This window comes from Pseudomonas sp. BIGb0558 (genome assembly GCF_024807515.1).
Classification (GTDB): domain Bacteria; phylum Pseudomonadota; class Gammaproteobacteria; order Pseudomonadales; family Pseudomonadaceae; genus Aquipseudomonas; species Aquipseudomonas yamanorum_A.
Map to the genome: position 1 here is coordinate 20,243 of NZ_JANUEW010000023.1, position 18,096 is coordinate 38,338.

An 18,096-nucleotide genomic window follows, 5' to 3' on the forward strand; every position below is an offset into this window, starting at 1 on the left:
GGATGGACAAGCCACTGCTGGAAATCCGCAACCTGCAGATTGAAGGGCATTACGAAGACGCCTGGCATCCGCTGATTAAGGGCATCGACCTGACCTTGCAACGGGGCGAGGTGTTGGGGCTGATTGGTGAGTCTGGTGCCGGTAAGTCAACGCTTGGCCTGGCAGCCATGGGCTTTGCCCGCGATGGTTGCCGCATCACCGGGGGCTCGGTGTGCTTTGACGGCATCCAGCTGTTGCAGGCCAAGCCCGAAGCCTTGCGCAAGCTACGCGGCCTGCGCATTGCCTATGTTGCGCAAAGCGCTGCCGCGTCGTTCAACCCGGCCCACCGGCTGATTGACCAGCATGTGGAAACTGCCGTGATCAACGGTGGCATCAGCCGCGCCCAGGCCGAACGCGAGGCGGTGGAGTTGTACCGTGTGCTGCGCCTGCCGAATCCGGAAACCATCGGCCAACGTTATCCGCACCAGGTGTCCGGCGGGCAACTGCAACGGGTGATGACCGCCATGGCGATGGCCTGTCACCCCGACCTGATCATTTTCGATGAACCCACCACCGCCCTCGACGTCACTACCCAGATCGAAGTGCTGGCGGCGATTCGTGATGCGATAAAAACCTTCGGCAGCGCCGCGCTGTATATCAGCCATGACCTGGCGGTGGTCGCGCAAATGGCCGACCGCATCATGGTGCTGCGTCACGGCAAGCTGGTGGAGGAGGCCGAGACCCGCACCATGCTCAGCGCACCGCAGCAGGACTACACCAAATCCCTGTGGGCGGTGCGCAGCTTTCGCACTGAGCCCAAGGCCTGTCCGCAGCAGCAAGTGCCGCTGCTGGAAGTGCGCCAGGTGTGTGCCAGCTATGGGCATCAGCCGGTGCTGCACGACGTGTCGATGAGCCTGTATCGCGGCCAGACGCTGGCGGTGATCGGGGAATCCGGCAGCGGCAAAAGCTCCACGGCGCGGCTGATCACCGGATTGCTGCCGGCCACGGCGGGGCAGGTGTTGTATGACGGTGAAGCGTTGCCGGCGGACTTCCGGCGGCGCAGCAAGGAGCAATTGCGGCGGATCCAGATGATCTACCAGATCCCCGACACGGCCCTGAATCCGCGCCAGCGCATCGTCGACATCATCGGTCGGCCGCTGACCTTCTACCTCGGCCTCAAGGGCAAAGCCATGCGCGCCCGGGTCGCCGAGTTGCTGGAGATGATCGAACTGGACCCGGCCACCTTCATGGAGCGTCAGCCCCGTGAACTGTCCGGCGGCCAGAAGCAGCGGATTTGCATCGCCCGCGCCCTGGCGGCTGACCCTCAACTGATTATCTGCGACGAAGTGACCTCGGCCCTGGACCAACTGGTGGCCGAAGGCGTGCTGAAGCTGCTCAACCGTATCCAGCAGCAGTTGGGCGTGGCCTATCTGTTTATCACCCATGACGTGGCGACCGTGCGCGCCATCGCCGACGAAGTGGTGGTGATGCAGCGCGGAAGGGTGGTGGACCAGGGCAGCCGCAGCGCGATCTTCACCCCGCCGTATCAGGACTACACCGGCCTGCTGTTTTCATCGGAGCCGGAAATGGACCCCGACTGGCTCGACCATTTGCTGGCCGAACGGGCCGCGCTTACTTCCTGAGGAGTTTTTATGAAGGTGTTGATTGTCCACGCCCATCCCGAGCCGCAGTCGTTTACCGCGGCCTTGCGCGACCAGGCGATTTCCACCCTGCAGGCGCAGGGGCATGAGGTGCAGGTCAGTGATCTTTATGCGATGAACTGGAACCCGGTGGCCAGCGCCTCGGACTTCACCGCGCGGGAGAATCCCGAGTACCTGGTGTATGCCCTGGAGCAGCGACTGGGGGTGAAAAGCCAATCCATCGCGGCGGATATCCAGCAGGAGTTGGACACGCTGCTGTGGGCCGATTTGCTGATCCTCAACTTCCCGATCTTCTGGTTCTCGGCGCCGGCCATGCTCAAGGGCTGGATTGACCGGGTGCTGGTGTCGGGCGTGTGCTATGGCGGCAAGCGGTTTTATGATCAGGGTGGGCTCGCGGGCAAGAAGGCGCTGGTCACGGTCACCCTCGGCGGGCGCGAGCATATGTTCGGCGAGGGGGCAATTCATGGACCGCTGGAAGATATGCTGCGGCCGATTCTGCGAGGCACGCTGGCGTATGTCGGGTTTGAGGTGCTGGAGCCGTTTGTGGCGTGGCACGTGCCGTATATCAGCGCCGAGGCCCGGGAGGAGTTTCTGCAAAGTTACCAGCGGCGGCTGGAAGGGCTGGCGGATGACCAGCCGTTGGTGTTTCCCAAGTTGGCGCAGTTTGATGAGGGGCTGTATCCACTGCCTTGAACTCAGTGAAGATCTACTGTGGGAGCCGGGCTTGCCCGCGATGGCGGTGCATCAGTCAGCCTATCAGGTCACTGATACACCGCTATCGCAGGCAAGCCAGCTCCCACATTGATCTTCATTGTCCGCCGGGGTTGTGTGCCCGCAACCGCTCGGCAGCGCTGCGCAGCAACTGCTCGGTACCGTCCCAGCCCAGGCAGCCATCGGTGATCGACACGCCGTATTTCATCGACGGGCCGAGCGGCTGGCAGCCTTCGAACAGGTGGCTTTCGATCATCATGCCGATCAGCGACGTGTCGCCCTGCAAGCGCTGCTCCAGCACATCGTTGAACACCGCCGGTTGACGCAGCGGGTCTTTGCCGCTGTTGGCGTGGCTGCAATCGACCATGATCCGTGGCGCGACTTTGCTCTTGGCCAGGTCGGCGTGAACCTGGGCCACGCTCTGGCGATCGTAGTTCGGCCCACGGTGGCCGCCGCGCAACACCAGGTGCGTGTCGGGGTTGCCGGGGGTCTGAATGATCGCCGGATGGCCCTGGCTGTCGACACCGAAGTGGCGGTGTGGGTGAGCCGCGGAGCGCATGGCGTCACAGGCGATGGCGACGCCGCCGTCGGTGCCGTTCTTGAAGCCCACGGGCATGCCCAGGCCGCTGGCCATTTCGCGGTGGATCTGCGATTCGGTGGTACGTGCGCCAATCGCGACCCAGCTCAGCAGGTCATCGAAGTAGCCGGCAGCCATGGGTTGCAGCAGTTCGGTGGCGACCGGCAAACCCAGGCGCAGCATTTCACGCATCAGTTCCCGGGACAGGCTCAGGCCGGCGGCCATGTCGTCGCTGCCGTCCAGGCGCGGGTCGTAGGCCAGGCCTTTCCAACCGATGGTGGTGCGGGGTTTTTCGACGTAGGCGCGGATTACCAGCAGCATCTGGTCACTGACTTCATGGGCCAGTTTCTTCAGGTTGCGCGCGTAGTCCATGGCCGATTCCGGGTCGTGGATCGAGCACGGGCCGACGATCACCAGCAGGCGTGAGTCTTCACCCTTGAGGATGGCGCGCACGGCTTGGCGATGGGCGTGGATCTGTTCGTTGAGGAACGGGCTCAGGGGCAGTTGGTGCTTGAGCTCAAGGGAACTGGGCAAACGCTGGGTCAGCGCTTCATTGGCGCAGGACAGGGTAGAAACAGGCAGAGCGGCGATCGAGGAGTTCATATTCGGGCTTCCTGGGCAAGCGGCGGGCTGTTCCCGCACGCTCTGCCCTACTGGGGTGTTCGACAATTGGCCGTATTGGCTACGTGTGTTGGCTTGCCACCAATAGGTGACCGATCGGAGGCGGCAGGCTGTCCCGAACGGAGCTTGCTAAATCGCCAGGCGGTGGAGGTGTCGTAGCGGTAATAGGTGGCGTAGTTCATGTCGTGAGTCCTTTAAGTGTTCGGTGTGTGGCAAAAGTAATAAGGGCTGAAAAAACAAAACCCCCGGTCGGGGAGCCGACCGGGGGTTAGATTTCTCTGGTAGGCGACCCCTTGAGTAGTGGGCGCCGATTTCAGGTATCAGGCGCGCCAGTGGCTAAACCAATACCCAAAATAAAAGCTGACCAGTGCGCTCAAACCGCTCACACGGGTAGCCACGACCGACCGCTGGGCGCTGGCAGCAGGGCAAACCTGAGTGTGGGTGAGTTGCAACATGGTGTTTCTCCAAATGATGGGAGGGAGCTTAACTGAGGCGAGCGGGTGGATTCAATCAGTAATTTCTATCGCGGCTGGGTACTTACGGCTATGACCCAAGTGTCGATATGCTGCACGGACTTCCCAATGATTGCCAGGATGCGACCATGACTGCCTTGACCATTGCTGCTGCCCAATCCATCTCTATTGCGGGCGACGTGCCGGGCAATATCGCCCGTCACCTGGCATTCATGCGCAAGGCGGCGGAGCACGGCGTGCAGTTGCTGGTGTTTCCTGAGCTGTCCCTGACCGGCTATGAGCCGTCGCTGGCCGCCGGGTTGGCGATCGCGCCGGACGATGGCGTGCTGGCGCCGCTGCGGGAGATGGCCCGTGAGCTGCGCATCACTGCCGTGGTGGGTATGCCAATTCGCCTGGGGGCGGCCAGTCAGGTGCTGATCGGCGCGCTGGTGCTGGGGCCGGATGGCTCGGTGGCTGTCTATACCAAGCAGCATCTGCATCCCGGCGAAGAGGCGGCGTTTGCGGCAGGGCAGGGCGGCGAGGCCCTTGAGTGGGGTGACGACCGCATCGCCCTGGCGGTATGCGCAGATTTCTCCCACGCCAGTCATCCACGGCAGGCTGCCGAGGCCGGGGCGAATATCTACGCCGCCGGTGTGCTGATCAGCGAAGGCGGCTACGCTCCTGATACCACCTTGCTACAGGGCTACGCCGCCGAGCATCACATGGTGGTGCTGATGGCCAACCATGGCGGTCCAACCGGTGGCTGGACGTGCGCCGGGCGCAGCGCAATCTGGGGCGCTGATGGCGGTTTGATCACAGTTGCCCCGGGTGTGGGCGATACGCTGGTGATTGCACGCCGCAACACGGCCGGCCAGTGGCACGGGGAACAGCTGGCGATTTAGGGAGCGCAGGCTCATGGCGTTTCAACTGCAGGCCGCAACCAGCCAACATCTGGCGTTCGCCCGAACCCTGACCCATCAGGCCATGGGCAACTACTATCGCCGATACGACTTGTCGTGGTCCGACGCCGGGTTCGATACCGCCTGGGCCGGTCGGGAGAATTGGCTGGTGTGTCGCGATAACGAAGTGCTGGGGTTTGTCAGTCTCAGTCGTGACCCCAAGGCGCTGTATATCCGCGAATTGCACATCCTAGAGGCATTTCGTCATCAAGGGGCGGGCGGTTGGGTCATCGAGCAGATGGTGTACAAGGCGCGCGCCGAAGGGCTGGGTCTTTTACGGTTGACCGTTTTCAAGACCAACCCGGCGCGAAGGCTCTATCAGCGCAAGGGCCTGGACATCGTGGATGCGGAGGATTGCTTCTGGCGCATGGAGCGCAATTGCCAGCCGTGATCAGGTGCGGATTTGTCTGATTTCAGGAAAACAGGCACGTGGTTTTAATAAGCGCATACTGACTTCACGGAGTGACTTCCTGCTCTTGCCTCACGACTTCATCATCATTTGGAATGATGCCGTCCTTCATGCCCAACAGGACCGCCACCTTGTGGGCTTCTCCGCGCCGTCCTTTTTTGCGCCCAGCGAGCACTTGATAAGTGGTTGCCGGGTCCACGCCATGTTCCCGGGCGAACGCTTGAACAGACTTACCTTGATGTTCCAGCCAGGCCTTGGCTTGTGCAGCAGTGCGAATACCGGGCATAGTTCAAAACCGTTCAAGTTTGTGTAAAACGAGATGAGTGTGTCACCTCTTGAGGTGTGCCAAATAGGATCATACATCCAAATGAGTGGAATCGGTTTCCGGTTAAGGCAAGAAAGAGAGCGGCTCGGCCTGTCGCAGAAAAATTTTGGTGAAATAGGAGGAGTAGAGGCAAACGCACAGGGTAAATATGAAAATGGCGGCCGCGCGCCCAAGGCTGATTACCTGTCTCGCGTAGCAGAAAGAGGTGTCGATATCCTGTACGTGTTGACCGGCACACCAACGCCGACTCAACTTGAAAACCTGAGTCAGGTCGAAGAGAAAGTGCTGGGCAACTACCGGGCGATGTTCAAGGAAGACCAGGATGCAATCCATCGTTTAACCTCTACGCTCGCCGAGCATTCAACCTTGAGCAACGGGAAAAACAGGTCGTCAGCCCAGGATTCCTGACCTTTTACCCAGGAAACTAAGCCGCCAGCCGCTCGGCGACGGTCTGTCGTGCATTGAAACTCTATATATATGACGCTTGCAGCTAGGTCTGCGCCTTGGTTTTTTGCTAAGGTGTTCAGCAACCTATAAGACCATATCGCGAGGTGTCTGCTTGATTAGGGTGCTAGTAGTCGATGACCATGATCTCGTTCGTACAGGCATTACACGAATGCTGGCTGACATCGATGGCCTGCAAGTAGTCGGCCAGGCCGAATCAGGGGAGGAATCCCTGATCAAGGCCCGGGAGTTGAAGCCCGACGTGGTTTTGATGGACGTCAAGATGCCCGGGATCGGCGGTCTTGGCGCCACTACGAAGTTGTTGCGCAGCCATCCGGATATCAAAGTCGTCGTAGTCACCGTGTGTGAGGAAGATCCGTTTCCTACACGGCTTCTACAGGCGGGCGCTGCCGGCTATCTGACAAAAGGTGCCGGCCTGGCGGAAATGGTCCAGGCCATTCGCCTGGTGTTTGCCGGCCAACGCTACATCAGCCCGCAGATTGCCCAGCAGTTGGCGATCAAGTCGTTCCAGCCCACCAGCGACTCGCCGTTCGACGCGCTGTCGGAGCGGGAAATCCAGATCGCCTTGATGATCGTCGGCTGTCAAAAAGTCCAGTCGATCTCCGACAAGCTGTGCCTGTCGCCGAAAACCGTGAACACCTACCGTTATCGGATTTTCGAGAAGCTTTCCATCAGCAGTGATGTTGAACTGACCCTGCTGGCGGTACGCCACGGCATGGTTGACGCCAGCGCCTGAAATGACAGCCCCTGAAATAAAATTCCTGTTCGATCCGAGTGCGTTTCTTGCAACCTGCAGTGGCCGCCCCGGCGTGTATCGCATGTTCGACAGCGAAGCGCGCCTGCTCTACGTCGGTAAAGCCAAGAACCTGAAGAGCCGCCTGGCGAGTTACTTCCGCAAGACGGGCCTGGCGCCGAAGACTGCGGCGCTGGTGGCGCGTATCGCCCAAGTCGAAACCACCATCACCGCCAATGAAACCGAGGCGCTGCTGCTTGAGCAGACGTTGATCAAGGAATGGCGGCCGCCCTACAACATCCTGCTGCGTGACGATAAGTCCTACCCGTACGTGTTTCTCTCGGACGGCGACTTCCCGCGCCTGAGCATCCATCGCGGGGCCAAGAAGCAGAAGGGCAAGTATTTCGGGCCTTACCCCAGCGCCGGCGCTATCCGCGAAAGCCTGAGCCTGCTGCAAAAGGCATTTTTCGTGCGCCAGTGCGAAGACAGCTTCTACAAGAACCGCAACCGCCCGTGCCTGCAATACCAGATCAAGCGCTGCAAGGCGCCGTGCGTGGGCCTGGTTGAGCCGGCGGAATACGCCGAGGACGTGCGTCACTCGGTGATGTTCCTCGAAGGCCGCAGTAACGCCCTGGCCGATGAATTGTCCGGTGCCATGGAGCAAGCGGCCAGCACCCTGGATTTCGAGCGTGCTGCCGAGCTGCGTGACCAGATCTCCCTGCTGCGCCGCGTCCAGGACCAGCAGAGCATGGAAGGCGGCACCGGCGACGTCGACGTCATCGCTGCCTTCGTCAACCCGGGCGGCGCCTGTGTGCACCTGATCAGCGTGCGCGGCGGCCGGGTGCTGGGCAGCAAGAACTTCTTCCCCCAGACCGGTATAGAAGAGGAGGTCGCCGAAGTCATGGCGGCGTTCCTCGGCCAGTACTACGTCAGCAGCCCCGAGCGCGACCTGCCGAGCGAGCTGATCGTCAACGTGGTGCACGAGGACTTCCCGGCGCTGATCGAAGCGATTCACGAACTGCGTGGCCGCGAGCTGGACATCAGCCACCGCGTGCGCGGCACCCGTGCGCGCTGGCAGCAACTGGCCGTGACCAATGCCGAACAGGCCCTGGGCGCGCGCCTTGCCAACCGGCAACACGTTGCTGCACGGTTTGACGCGCTGGCCGAAGTGCTCAAGCTCGACGAGCCGCCCCAGCGCCTCGAGTGTTACGACATCAGCCACTCCAGCGGCGAGGCCACCGTGGCCTCCTGCGTGGTGTTCGGGCCGGAAGGGCCGATCAAGTCCGATTACCGGCGCTACAACATCGAAGGCGTCACCCCGGGTGATGACTACGCCGCCATGCACCAGGCCCTGACCCGCCGCTTCAGCAAGCTGAAGGACGGCGAGGGCAAGCTGCCGGACATCCTGCTGGTGGACGGCGGCAAGGGGCAGCTGTCCATGGCCCGCGATGTGCTCAACGAATTGGCGGTGCCCGACCTGATCCTGCTCGGCGTGGCCAAGGGCGCCACCCGCAAGGCCGGTTTTGAAACCTTGTACTTGAATGATGCGGCCCATGAGTTCACCTTGAAGGGCGACTCCCCGGCGTTGCACCTTATCCAGCAGATCCGCGACGAAGCCCACCGTTTCGCCATTACCGGCCACCGTGCCCGGCGTGGCAAAACCCGGCGTACCTCAACCCTGGAAGGGGTGGCGGGGGTCGGGCCGACACGGCGGCGCGACTTGTTAAAACATTTTGGTGGCTTGCAGGAGCTGTCCCGTGCCAGCATCGAAGAAATAGCCAAAGCTCCCGGTATCAGTAAAAAGCTCGCAGAGTTGATTTATGCAAATCTGCACAGCGAGTAGAATGCCTTCTCACCTCGTAGCCAGTTGTGCCGATGAATATCCCTAATCTGATCACCGTACTACGCGTCCTGCTCATCCCGATTTTCATTTTGCTGTTTTACCTGCCGTACGAATGGAGCTACATGGCATCCAGTTCGGTGTTTGCCTTTGCGGCCGCCACCGACTGGCTGGACGGCTACCTGGCCCGCCGCCTGGAGCAGAGCACGCCGTTTGGCGCGTTCCTCGACCCGGTGGCCGACAAATTGATGGTAGCGGTGGCCTTGGTGCTGCTGGTGCAGGAACACGGCAACCTCTGGCTGACCTTGCCGGCGGCCGTGATCATTGGGCGCGAGATCGTCGTCTCGGCCCTGCGGGAATGGATGGCCGAAATCGGCGCCCGAGCCCATGTGGCCGTGTCCAACATGGGTAAATGGAAAACCGCGGCGCAGATGCTGGCGCTGGTGATCCTGCTGGCCAACCCGTCGGACTTCTCCTTCTGGGTATTGCTGGGCTACGCCTTGCTGCTGATCGCCGCAGGCCTGACCTTGTGGTCCATGCTGCAATATTTGCGCGCCGCCTGGCCGCATCTGCGCACCGAGGTTGAAAAGAAATAAAACTTTTTTGAATCAAGGGGTTGACGGGTGATGAGGATTCTATAGAATGCGCATCACCAAGACGCGGGAATAGCTCAGTTGGTAGAGCACGACCTTGCCAAGGTCGGGGTCGCGAGTTCGAGTCTCGTTTCCCGCTCCAATTATTTTTCTATAGACTTCCATTGAAGTATTTAGAAATGAAAGAAAGAGGCTTCGGCCTCTTTTTTAATTCCAGTAAAGTCTACTCTGATACATTAGTATCCACGATTTTTTAGTACATTTTTTAGTACATTTTTTAGTATATCAATTCGACGCTTGGTAAATCGGTTTTTAGAGCTGCTGGGCACTCTGAAAACTGTACAACACTCCTTCATTCATATGAGCGGAGTTAGTACGATGGTCCTTACCAATACGGCGATCCGGCACGCCAAACCTCGCGCCAAAAACTACACACTTCCTGACTTTGATGGCCTTGCGCTTTTCGTGAATACGAAAGGCACCAAGAGCTGGCAATTCCGCTTTTCTTGGGCGGGCAAGCAGCCCCGTATTTCGCTCGGCATCTATCCTGAAATTAGTTTACGAGATGCTCGTGCTCTGCGTGATGTTGCGAGGGCACTGGCCGCCAGGGGCATCGATCCGCGCACTTGTCGACGACGGGAGCGCAATGCCGTGCGCCTGTCCACGGAAAACACCTTCGAAGCGATCTTTCCGCGTTGACGTAATTCAAGGCGTTGAGTCTGAGGATGTATTGGAGGCGGTGCGCAAAATTGAACGTCGTGGTGCATTGAAGGCAGCGGAGAAGTGTCGAACCGTGTTAAATCAACTTTCCGTTACGCAATGGTGGAGGTGGGGCTCGAGACCAATCTCCAGCCTCAATTGGCCACCGAACTGGGTGATAGGCGCTCAGGTGGAGATGTAGGGGGCGTGCCTCGCCTTTGCTGTTCATTGCCAGTTAGGCTTTGGGCCAGGTCGGTGATCAGTCGTTGGGCAGGTGCAGTTGAACTTCCATGGCATCATGAAGGAGTCTGACGACCTCGATTACATCGTCGCTTGCTACACGATAAAACACGATATGGCGTGGGCTTTTGACCGCCCCACGGGGGTGTTTGGCCTGCTGGCGTGAATAGATGAGGTGATAGCTGCGAAGGCTCGGTGCCAGCTCATCGCGTTCGTAGCTGCCAATGCGACAAGGCGTGTCGGCAATCGCCTGCAGCGCCGCGAGGATCAGCGCCTGATACCGTTGGCGTGCTTGATCGCCGAACTGCGTCTGGGAGAGCCTGAGGATGTCGACAATGTCGGCGCGCGCCGCGTTGGAAATCCGATACTGCGGCATGTTCAGTGTTTCTGGCGTGCGTGGAGGGTTGCCTCCAGGCTCAAACCCTCGAGGTAGTGCTCCAGATTCCCTTCGTTCAACTGACTAAAGCGCCCGTGCTCAAGTTCCATGATGCCGATCAAGGTCGCCTGACGCGGGGCCTTTTTTTTTGCGGTGTCTTCGGCGACGCGCTGTTGCAGTAGCCGCAAACCTCCTCGCATCACTTCGCTGGCATTATGATAACGGCCGGACTGAACCAAGTCATGGATAACCTGTTCTGGGTGAAGGGTGAGTACAACGTTTCGCGTCGCCATAATGAGCTCCAGCTTTCGGCAACAGATTATTTCGATGATTGGCATATTATGCCTATAAATAAGCAGCACTGGGTTGAGAGAAAAGGGGCAGTTTTGATCCCTGTTAAACGGGGTAAAAATTAATGTCTGAGCCTAATCTGGAGACGAAAAGCAAAAGGCTTTTTCCCGTTTGACTCCAAGCAAAAATATCAAAAGCGCTGCCACTAGAAGAATGGTGGTGACCCAGTGGAGTTGGGAGACATTCACTCCATGAGCGATTGCGGCACCGCCGATGGCAGCGCCCGTTGCAAATCCAATGTAAATGATCGAATGATTCACCGCGATGAGCAGGGCGCTGTTGTGCGGAGACAAACTTATCAAGCGCGCCTGTTGAGGAGCAAAGGTAGCCCATCCGCTTATGGACCAAAGGGCAAGCGCAAATGCTGTAGTAATCGTTGATAAACTGCTTACTTCCATCAGTGCTTGGTTGATGGCAGCGACTGCCAGACATGTTACGAGAGGAATGGTTGCACCAAAACGATCCAGAACGCGGCCGCCTATTTGGCTACCGGTTAGGCCGCCAACTCCATACACGAAAAATAAAAAAATAACGGTCTTAGGACTGTGTTGTTCTGCTAATCGTGCGCCCAAATAAGTATAACTGGTCAGGTTTGCCGTGTTCCAGAACATACTGGGGAGCAACGCAAATAGGACTCTGCGCTGAAACAGCGGCGCATATCGTTCCATGTAATTTAGTCGAGTGAATACCTGCACCCTTTGATCCGCAAGTGGACGCATGGAAAGGGCGAGCATGGCTGCACCCGAAATGACCGCGACGAGCCAGAATGTTGCTCTCCATCCTATCGTTTGGCCAATGGCTGCGCCGATCGGAACGCCAAAAACGGCGGAGGCTGTCAGTCCTAATGCAACTGCGGATAGAGCTGCGCCTTTACGATTAGCTGGAGCGAGTGATGTAGCCAGCGCATAGGCAGTGGACGTATACAAAGCAGCAGCGAGACCGGCCAATACCCGTGCTGCGATGAGCACTTCATAAGATTGGGCCAGCGCGCAGAGGATGTTTCCGGCGGCGAATAAACTCAGCGTTGCGACACAGACGCTTCTCTGGTTGAGTGACACCGTTAGCGGAACGATAAAGGGAGCGGCAAGCGCGTAGGTAAGGGCATAAGCAGTAACGCTAAGACCCGCGGACTCTAGACTGACGTTCAAATCGTGTGCCATAAGGGAAAGAATGCCAGAAACGACAAATACATCCGTTCCGATGGCAAATGTACCCAGTGCGAGGAGCCAGATACGAGGGTCCAAGGCGATTGTTTGTGCTTTATTCATTGAAGGAGCGTCACTTTGAATTGCGCATGTTTTTATGCGTTTGAACTCACAGTCTCGGTAACCAGAAGGGTCTACGCCATAGCCCTTGGCGTATAAAACCTATGCTCAAAAGTTATGAATAGATCGGACACACGGTGATTCAACTCGTTTCCGCGACGTCCAGTGACTTCAGAAAGTCTAGGAAAGCAATCGTCTTTGCAGGCGGATGACGTTTTGAGGGGTGTAGTGCATACAAAGGAAATCGCTCATCCGGCCAATCTGGAAACAAATTCACCAGCGAGTTGCCATCTATAAGGTCCTCGTGGCCGAACTTTAAGATTTGGGCAATTCCATACCCCGCTAGGCAGGCTTTTAGTAACGTTCCGGAGTCGTTCACCGTCAACTGGCTTTTAACATCGACGCAGATCTTCTTTTTTTCGCACAGAAACTCCCATGGAAAGGGCTTGCCTGTATCCGGGTCGCGGAACTCAATGCAGGTATGGCCATCTGAAGCGATTGCTTCCGGTCTGGCTGGACGGCCCCGGCGCTGAATGTAAGAAGTTGAGGCTACCGTCAGGACTTGTGTGTCCAGGATCTTTCGTGCCACAAGGGTTGAGTTGCGAGGCTTGCCGAACCGCACAGCCAAGTCAAACCCATCACTGATGATGTCGCCAAGTTTGTCCCTTGTGATGAGTTCTACTCGTAAATCGGGGTGCACACTGAGAAAGTGTTCCAACCGCGGTCCGGGAATTTGACGTGACAGGATGGCATCAATATTGACTCGCAACCTTCCCTGCACCGAAGTGGTCCTGCTTTGCGCGATAGTTGTCGCTTTCTCAAGGCCAATCAAGTGCGGCATGACCTGCTCGTAGAAATTCCGACCATCTTCTGTGAGCGAAACGACCCGAGTAGTCCGATCGAACAGACGCAATTTCAAACGGCTTTCCAGACGTGAGATGGTTCTACTGACGCCAGGCTGGGACATTCCCATACGCTCGCCGGCGGCGGCAAAGGTACCTGACTCAACAATTGCCGAAAATACGCTGATACCGCTCAGCACACGAATGTCGAAAGTACTCATAGAAAACACCTTGGGGTAGTCCGTGTAAAACAAGCAGCCATCTGATCATGCTGGCGATCCGCTACTGAATCACTCAGCCCGAAGCAACATTCCTATTTCCTCGGCGGTTTTTGAGATGTGACGTTTCAAAACTTCGATCGCTGCACCTACTTGCTGTGTTTTGCACAAGGCCAACAGTTCCAGATGATCTGCCTGAGAGTTGGCCTTGTACGTGCTTTTCGTCCACAACAAACGCAGATAAGGCTCCAGCGCCAGACGCAGTTTATCCAGCACGGCAAGCGTGCGTGGACGTTCAGCCTTTTCGTAAAGCCGCCTGTGAAAATCCAGGTTGAGTGCTAATTGGTCTTCAAGGGTGAGAGCCGCTTCTAACTGACTGACGATTGCCTCTGCGGCGGCAAAATCCTCGTAGGTCAAACGGGGAATCGCGCGCGCAATCAGCAGTGTTTCTAGGGTGATCCTAAGTTCGACAATTTCCTCGATGTCCTCCGCCGACAGCGAAGACACCACCGTGCCTTTGCGCGGGACTATGTCGACGACGCCTTCCTCCCCGAGGAGCCTGAATGCTTCCCTCACGGTTACCTGGCTTACCGCAAATTGTTTGGCGATGGCGTCCTGACGTAGCGGGGTGCCGCGCTTGAGTACCCCTCGAAAAATAGCCTCGCGCAGCGCATCGGCGACCACGCTCGATGCAGATTGTCTCCGGTCTTGAGCGGAGATAGCGAAGGCGGCCAGCTTGTCCATGGTGCGTCCATTTGGCGGTGAATGAATTTGTATGTTGACACAAAAAATCTGGTTTAGTAGCTTATCGATAGCTGTTAAGCGATTATCGATAATAACCGGAGACAAAAAATGATCGACATGACGCAATTTGATGCCCTGACCTTTGACGTGTACGGCACCCTGATTGATTGGGAGCCGACCATTATCGCGATGTTCAAAAGCATCGCCGACCAGTACCAAGTCGAACTTTCGGAGGAGCAACTGCTTCTAGAATTCGATCGTGCTCGTGCGTCGTTGCAGCGCATTCGCCCAGCGCTGCTTTATCCAGAGGTGCTGAGCCGTGCCTACTTGGAGTTTTGTGAGCGCTACGCCATTCCACCCAACGATGCCGAACGCGCTGTGTTTTCGAATTCGGTAATGCTGTGGCCAGGCTTTGCAGACGCCAAACACTCGCTCGATTACCTGAGCAAACACTTCAAAATTGGCTTGCTGAGCAATATCGATAACCACTCGCTGGCGTTTTCCACGCGCAAGCTGGGTCTCAAAGCCGACGTGGTCGCAACCGCCGAAAGCGTGAAAGCCTACAAGCCTGACCATCACCATTTCGATGCTGCGTTCGCCGACTTTGAAGCCATGGGCATTCCGCGCTCGCGAATCCTGCACGTTGGGCAAAGCCTGCGCGCCGATGTGATTCCGGCCAACCAGTTGGGTATCAGCAGCGTATGGATCCGCCGTCCTGGCCGCAGCCTGGGTTCCCGTGCGGAAGATGCGGTTGGCGCCAAAGCAGATCTGGAATTGGACAGCATGCAAGAGCTGGCCGATTTCCATAAACATCAACTGTCGTCGCAGTCCCGCGGCTAGAGGAGGTCGTCATGAGCCTGTTGCGTAATTCTCGTTTTATGTGTGCCACGATCACACTGGCGTCTTGTTTGGCCCTGCCAGCAGTTACCCAGGCTCAAACCACTGACTCCGCTTTAGAGCGAATCAAGAAAAACGGCGAAGTGGTCATTGGTTATCGCCAGTCGAGTGTTCCGTTTTCCTATCTGGATCAATCGCAAAAACCAGTGGGTTATACGATCGATCTTTGTCGCGCCGTCGTCGACACGTTGAAGGAAAAACTGCAGCTACCGAACTTGAACATCAAGATGGTCGCAGTTGACCTGTCAACGGCGATCCCGTTGTTACAGAACGGCAGTATCGACATGGAGTGTGGATCAATGGTCCATACCTTAAGGCGTGCGGCTCAGGTTGATTTTTCATTCGCAACAGCGGCCTCGTCCGATCAGTTGCTGGTGAAAAGTGAATCGCCCATTCACGAAATCGAAGACTTGGCGAATAGGGCGGTGGCAGTGCCAGCAGGCTCAACCAATGCGGCGCTCGTTCAGTCGATCAACGCCAGTAAAAAGTTGAATATGCGGATTGTGATGGTCAAGGATCAGGCTGAGGGTTTCCTCGCTGTTTCTACCGGTCGGGTAGATGCTTACGTTACCGATAATGTAATCCTTTATGGGCTTAAACAAAGGGCCACGACGCCGGATGCTTATCGAGTAACCGGGCGTCAACTCTCTTATTTACCTTACGGGATTGTGGTAGCGCCCAATAACTCAGGCCTGTTGTCGGCCATCAATGAGACGTTGGCGCTTTCTAATCAGTCGGGCCGTTCCGAAGCGCTGTATAAACAATGGTTCGGCGGTATTGGTATGTCATTCGATGATCAAGCGAAGGCCATTTACACACTTAACTCGATTCCCCATTAGTCAAAGGTAAATAAGCGCTGCCTGATAGCTCGCGTTTCGTTGGGCAGCGTTCCGAAGTTCAATATAAAGAGGACAAAAACATGAACTTGCCTTGGGCCTGGTCCATCTTTGAGGCCGTTGGGCCTGATGGATCAGCTACTTACTTGAACGGACTCGTCTCCGGCGTTTACTGGACGATAGTCACAGCGCTTGTCGCTGCGCTGATCGCCCTGTCGCTGGGTGCAACCCTCGGTGTAATGCGCACGTTGCCTTCCGGCACCTGTCGCGTTATCAGTGCTATCTACGTCGAGATTTTTCGCGACATTCCCTTACTTGTGCAGATGTTCGTGTGGTTCTTTGTGGTCCCGGAATTGCTTCCGGCGCCAATGGGGTCATGGATAAAGTCGCTGGCGTGGGGGCCGTTCATTACTGCCGCGATCTCGCTGGGTTTTTATGCCGCCGCCCGAATAGCCGAGCAAGTACGCGCCAGTATCAATAGCTTGCCACCCGGGCAATCCGGTGCTGGTTTAGCCCTTGGCTTAAACACAAGGAGAGCCTATCAGCTGGTTTTGCTGCCCCAGGCCATCAGGGTCGTCATGCCACCGCTCACTTCCGAACTGATCAACATTGTCAAAAATACGTCGGTGGGCATGACCATTGGTTTGATGGAGTTAACTGCCCGTTCCCGCGAAATGCAGGAAATGTCGTTCCATACCTTCGAAGCCTTTGGGGCCGCTACCGTAGGGTATTTGATCGTCAATTTCACCGTGGTAGGGGTGATGCGGTTTATCGAAAAAAGTCTTGACCGTGAAAGCACACCCATCGTGGTTAAAGCGGTAAAAGGGGAGGCCCTGCCATGGCAACCCTAGACTTTTCGATGATCTGGAACAATTGGCGCTATCTCTTGCTGGACGGACTCGGCCTGACGCTTCAGCTCACTGTTGCATGCGCCATAATGGGTTTGTTATTAGGCATACCGCTCGCGCTCGTCAGGCTGTATGGCTACCGCTGGCTACGAAACGTTGTCGGGGCATACATCAATTTTATCCGATCGATTCCACTGATACTTGTGATCTTCTGGTTTTACTTCCTGGCGCCTTACTTTATAGCGTGGGTGACGGGAGCAACTAACCCGGTACAAATCAATGCATTCACATCGGCACTTATCACCTTCACAATTTTTGAAGCGTGTTATTACTGTGAAATCCTGAGGGCCGGTATTTCAGCCGTCCCCAAAGGGCAGCAAGCCGCCGCGAAGGCAATGGGATTGACGTACGTGCAAACACTGCGACTGGTCATTATTCCTCAAGCCATAAAGAACGTACTGCCGATATTGTTACTGCAGGCCATAGTCCTGTTTCAGGACATCTCTCTAGTTTACGTACTTTCGCTCACCGACTTTGTGCATGCTGCCACGCAGATAGGCCAACAGCAGAACCGATTGGTCGAGGTGTACCTGTTTGTCGCGCTTGTTTACTTTGCGATTTGTTTTTTGGCTACCCGTGCTGTGGCGCTTATTCAACGACGCCAAATAACCCGTTAATTCACTCTGGAGGTGACCATGTTGCGCATCAATTCTGTCAGCAAGTCCTACGGTGCGGTCAAAGTACTGCATGACTGCTCCCTGAGTGTCGAAAAAGGCGAGGTGATTGTGTTGTGCGGGCCATCGGGTTCCGGCAAATCGACCTTGATCAAGTGCGTGAATGCGCTTGAACCCTTTGACCAAGGCAGTATTTATCTGGGTGAGCAGTCGGTAGGGGATCGTAAGACCGACTTGCCGAAACTTCGCGCGCGGGTTGGCATGGTCTTCCAACACTTCGAGTTGTTTCCTCATCTTACAATTCTGGAAAACCTGACCTTGGCACAAATTCATGTGCTCCATCACAAGCCCGAACCTGCCGAGAAAAAAGCCATTGCGCTGCTGCAACGCGTGGGTCTTGCCAACCATGCGAGGAAGTACCCGAGGCAACTGTCCGGCGGTCAGCAGCAGCGCGTCGCCATCGCCCGTGCGTTAACAATGGACCCTGAGGTCATGCTGTTTGACGAGCCAACGTCTGCGCTTGATCCGGAAATGGTCAACGAGGTGCTGGACATCATGGCGGACCTTGCCGCTGAAGGCATGACCATGATGATCGTGACTCACGAGATGGGATTCGCTCGCAAAGTTTCGAACCGGGTGGTGTTCATGGACGCGGGCAGGATTGTGGAGGACTCACCCTCCGGCCAGTTTTTCTCTGACCCCAAATCAGAGCGGGCCAAAGAGTTTCTGTCGAAAGTGATTCATAACTAAACAGCCGTACGCAGTGTTACGAAGAGAGTGA

Annotated in this window: 21 protein-coding genes and 1 tRNA gene; 15 read left to right on the top strand and 7 right to left on the bottom strand. The window is 56.9% G+C overall.

What is annotated here, in order from left to right; translation table 11 throughout:
- The first annotated feature begins 2 nt into the window (after positions 1 to 2).
- Positions 3 to 1,622, top strand: a complete 1,620-nt coding sequence (locus tag M2400_RS23035) for an ABC transporter ATP-binding protein (protein ID WP_177047491.1) — start codon at positions 3 to 5, stop codon at positions 1,620 to 1,622.
- A gap of 9 nt (positions 1,623 to 1,631) precedes the next feature.
- Positions 1,632 to 2,333: an NAD(P)H-dependent oxidoreductase gene (locus M2400_RS23040; RefSeq protein ID WP_259197580.1), complete on the top strand. Its 702-nt coding sequence runs from the start codon at positions 1,632 to 1,634 to the stop codon at positions 2,331 to 2,333.
- Positions 2,334 to 2,448: 115 nt separating this feature from the next.
- Here the strand turns inward: M2400_RS23040 and M2400_RS23045 are convergent, their stop codons facing one another.
- Positions 2,449 to 3,531 carry a 3-deoxy-7-phosphoheptulonate synthase gene (locus M2400_RS23045; protein ID WP_177047487.1) on the bottom strand — a complete coding sequence of 361 codons (1,083 nt, stop codon included), beginning with the start codon at positions 3,529 to 3,531 and terminating at the stop codon, positions 2,449 to 2,451.
- Positions 3,532 to 4,150: 619 nt separating this feature from the next.
- Between M2400_RS23045 and M2400_RS23050 the strand changes: the two genes are divergently transcribed.
- Complete coding sequence (locus M2400_RS23050) at positions 4,151 to 4,903, top strand: carbon-nitrogen hydrolase family protein (RefSeq protein WP_259197579.1); 753 nt, start codon at positions 4,151 to 4,153, stop codon at positions 4,901 to 4,903.
- A 13-nt stretch (positions 4,904 to 4,916) separates the two neighbouring features.
- The gene (locus tag M2400_RS23055; RefSeq protein ID WP_259197578.1) at positions 4,917 to 5,351 is read left to right on the top strand and encodes a GNAT family N-acetyltransferase; all 435 of its coding nucleotides are present in this window, start codon (positions 4,917 to 4,919) and stop codon (positions 5,349 to 5,351) included.
- Between the two features lie 64 nt (positions 5,352 to 5,415).
- Here the strand turns inward: M2400_RS23055 and M2400_RS23060 are convergent, their stop codons facing one another.
- Entirely contained in the window at positions 5,416 to 5,655 is a 240-nt protein-coding gene (locus tag M2400_RS23060) for a DNA-binding protein (protein WP_177047483.1), read from the bottom strand.
- Between the two features lie 81 nt (positions 5,656 to 5,736).
- Here M2400_RS23060 and M2400_RS23065 point away from each other — a divergent pair, with 81 nt between their 5' ends.
- The 6 genes from M2400_RS23065 (at position 5,737) to M2400_RS23090 (ending at position 10,024) form a co-directional block, all read left to right on the top strand.
- Positions 5,737 to 6,102: a helix-turn-helix domain-containing protein gene (locus M2400_RS23065; RefSeq protein WP_177047481.1), complete on the top strand. Its 366-nt coding sequence runs from the start codon at positions 5,737 to 5,739 to the stop codon at positions 6,100 to 6,102.
- A 151-nt stretch (positions 6,103 to 6,253) separates the two neighbouring features.
- Positions 6,254 to 6,895, top strand: a complete 642-nt coding sequence (uvrY, locus tag M2400_RS23070; RefSeq protein WP_008436066.1) for a UvrY/SirA/GacA family response regulator transcription factor — start codon at positions 6,254 to 6,256, stop codon at positions 6,893 to 6,895.
- Position 6,896: 1 nt separating this feature from the next.
- Complete coding sequence (gene uvrC, locus M2400_RS23075) at positions 6,897 to 8,735, top strand: excinuclease ABC subunit UvrC (RefSeq protein ID WP_029616035.1); 1,839 nt, start codon at positions 6,897 to 6,899, stop codon at positions 8,733 to 8,735.
- 32 nt (positions 8,736 to 8,767) lie between these two features.
- A complete protein-coding gene (pgsA, locus tag M2400_RS23080; RefSeq protein WP_003208929.1) occupies positions 8,768 to 9,328 on the top strand; it encodes a CDP-diacylglycerol--glycerol-3-phosphate 3-phosphatidyltransferase in 561 nt (186 codons plus the stop codon).
- 63 nt (positions 9,329 to 9,391) lie between these two features.
- Positions 9,392 to 9,467 (top strand) — tRNA-Gly (locus tag M2400_RS23085).
- A 236-nt stretch (positions 9,468 to 9,703) separates the two neighbouring features.
- The gene (locus M2400_RS23090) at positions 9,704 to 10,024 is read left to right on the top strand and encodes an Arm DNA-binding domain-containing protein (RefSeq protein ID WP_259197577.1); all 321 of its coding nucleotides are present in this window, start codon (positions 9,704 to 9,706) and stop codon (positions 10,022 to 10,024) included.
- A gap of 259 nt (positions 10,025 to 10,283) precedes the next feature.
- On the opposite strand, the gene M2400_RS23095 is transcribed toward M2400_RS23090, so the two are convergent.
- The 5 genes from M2400_RS23095 to M2400_RS23115 all read right to left on the bottom strand — a co-directional run bounded on the left by M2400_RS23095 (position 10,284) and on the right by M2400_RS23115 (position 14,060).
- A complete protein-coding gene (locus M2400_RS23095) occupies positions 10,284 to 10,640 on the bottom strand; it encodes a type II toxin-antitoxin system RelE/ParE family toxin (protein WP_259197576.1) in 357 nt (118 codons plus the stop codon).
- Between the two features lie 2 nt (positions 10,641 to 10,642).
- Positions 10,643 to 10,933: a type II toxin-antitoxin system ParD family antitoxin gene (locus tag M2400_RS23100; RefSeq protein WP_259197575.1), complete on the bottom strand. Its 291-nt coding sequence runs from the start codon at positions 10,931 to 10,933 to the stop codon at positions 10,643 to 10,645.
- A gap of 132 nt (positions 10,934 to 11,065) precedes the next feature.
- On the bottom strand, positions 11,066 to 12,259 hold the full coding sequence (locus tag M2400_RS23105) for an MFS transporter (protein ID WP_259197574.1): 1,194 nt from the start codon (positions 12,257 to 12,259) through the stop codon (positions 11,066 to 11,068).
- A 139-nt stretch (positions 12,260 to 12,398) separates the two neighbouring features.
- Positions 12,399 to 13,319 carry a LysR family transcriptional regulator gene (locus M2400_RS23110; protein WP_259197573.1) on the bottom strand — a complete coding sequence of 307 codons (921 nt, stop codon included), beginning with the start codon at positions 13,317 to 13,319 and terminating at the stop codon, positions 12,399 to 12,401.
- 69 nt (positions 13,320 to 13,388) lie between these two features.
- Positions 13,389 to 14,060 carry a GntR family transcriptional regulator gene (locus M2400_RS23115; protein WP_259197572.1) on the bottom strand — a complete coding sequence of 224 codons (672 nt, stop codon included), beginning with the start codon at positions 14,058 to 14,060 and terminating at the stop codon, positions 13,389 to 13,391.
- Between the two features lie 108 nt (positions 14,061 to 14,168).
- Here M2400_RS23115 and M2400_RS23120 point away from each other — a divergent pair, with 108 nt between their 5' ends.
- The 5 genes from M2400_RS23120 to M2400_RS23140 all read left to right on the top strand — a co-directional run bounded on the left by M2400_RS23120 (position 14,169) and on the right by M2400_RS23140 (position 18,065).
- Positions 14,169 to 14,900, top strand: a complete 732-nt coding sequence (locus M2400_RS23120) for an HAD hydrolase-like protein (RefSeq protein ID WP_259197571.1) — start codon at positions 14,169 to 14,171, stop codon at positions 14,898 to 14,900.
- Positions 14,901 to 14,911: 11 nt separating this feature from the next.
- Positions 14,912 to 15,796, top strand: a complete 885-nt coding sequence (locus M2400_RS23125; RefSeq protein WP_259197570.1) for an amino acid ABC transporter substrate-binding protein — start codon at positions 14,912 to 14,914, stop codon at positions 15,794 to 15,796.
- An 80-nt stretch (positions 15,797 to 15,876) separates the two neighbouring features.
- The gene (locus tag M2400_RS23130) at positions 15,877 to 16,644 is read left to right on the top strand and encodes an amino acid ABC transporter permease (RefSeq protein WP_259197569.1); all 768 of its coding nucleotides are present in this window, start codon (positions 15,877 to 15,879) and stop codon (positions 16,642 to 16,644) included.
- Entirely contained in the window at positions 16,632 to 17,318 is a 687-nt protein-coding gene (locus tag M2400_RS23135) for an amino acid ABC transporter permease (protein WP_177130935.1), read from the top strand. Before M2400_RS23130 ends, M2400_RS23135 begins: the two co-directional genes overlap by 13 nt.
- An 18-nt stretch (positions 17,319 to 17,336) precedes the next feature.
- Entirely contained in the window at positions 17,337 to 18,065 is a 729-nt protein-coding gene (locus tag M2400_RS23140; RefSeq protein WP_259197568.1) for an amino acid ABC transporter ATP-binding protein, read from the top strand.
- Positions 18,066 to 18,096 lie beyond the last annotated feature (31 nt).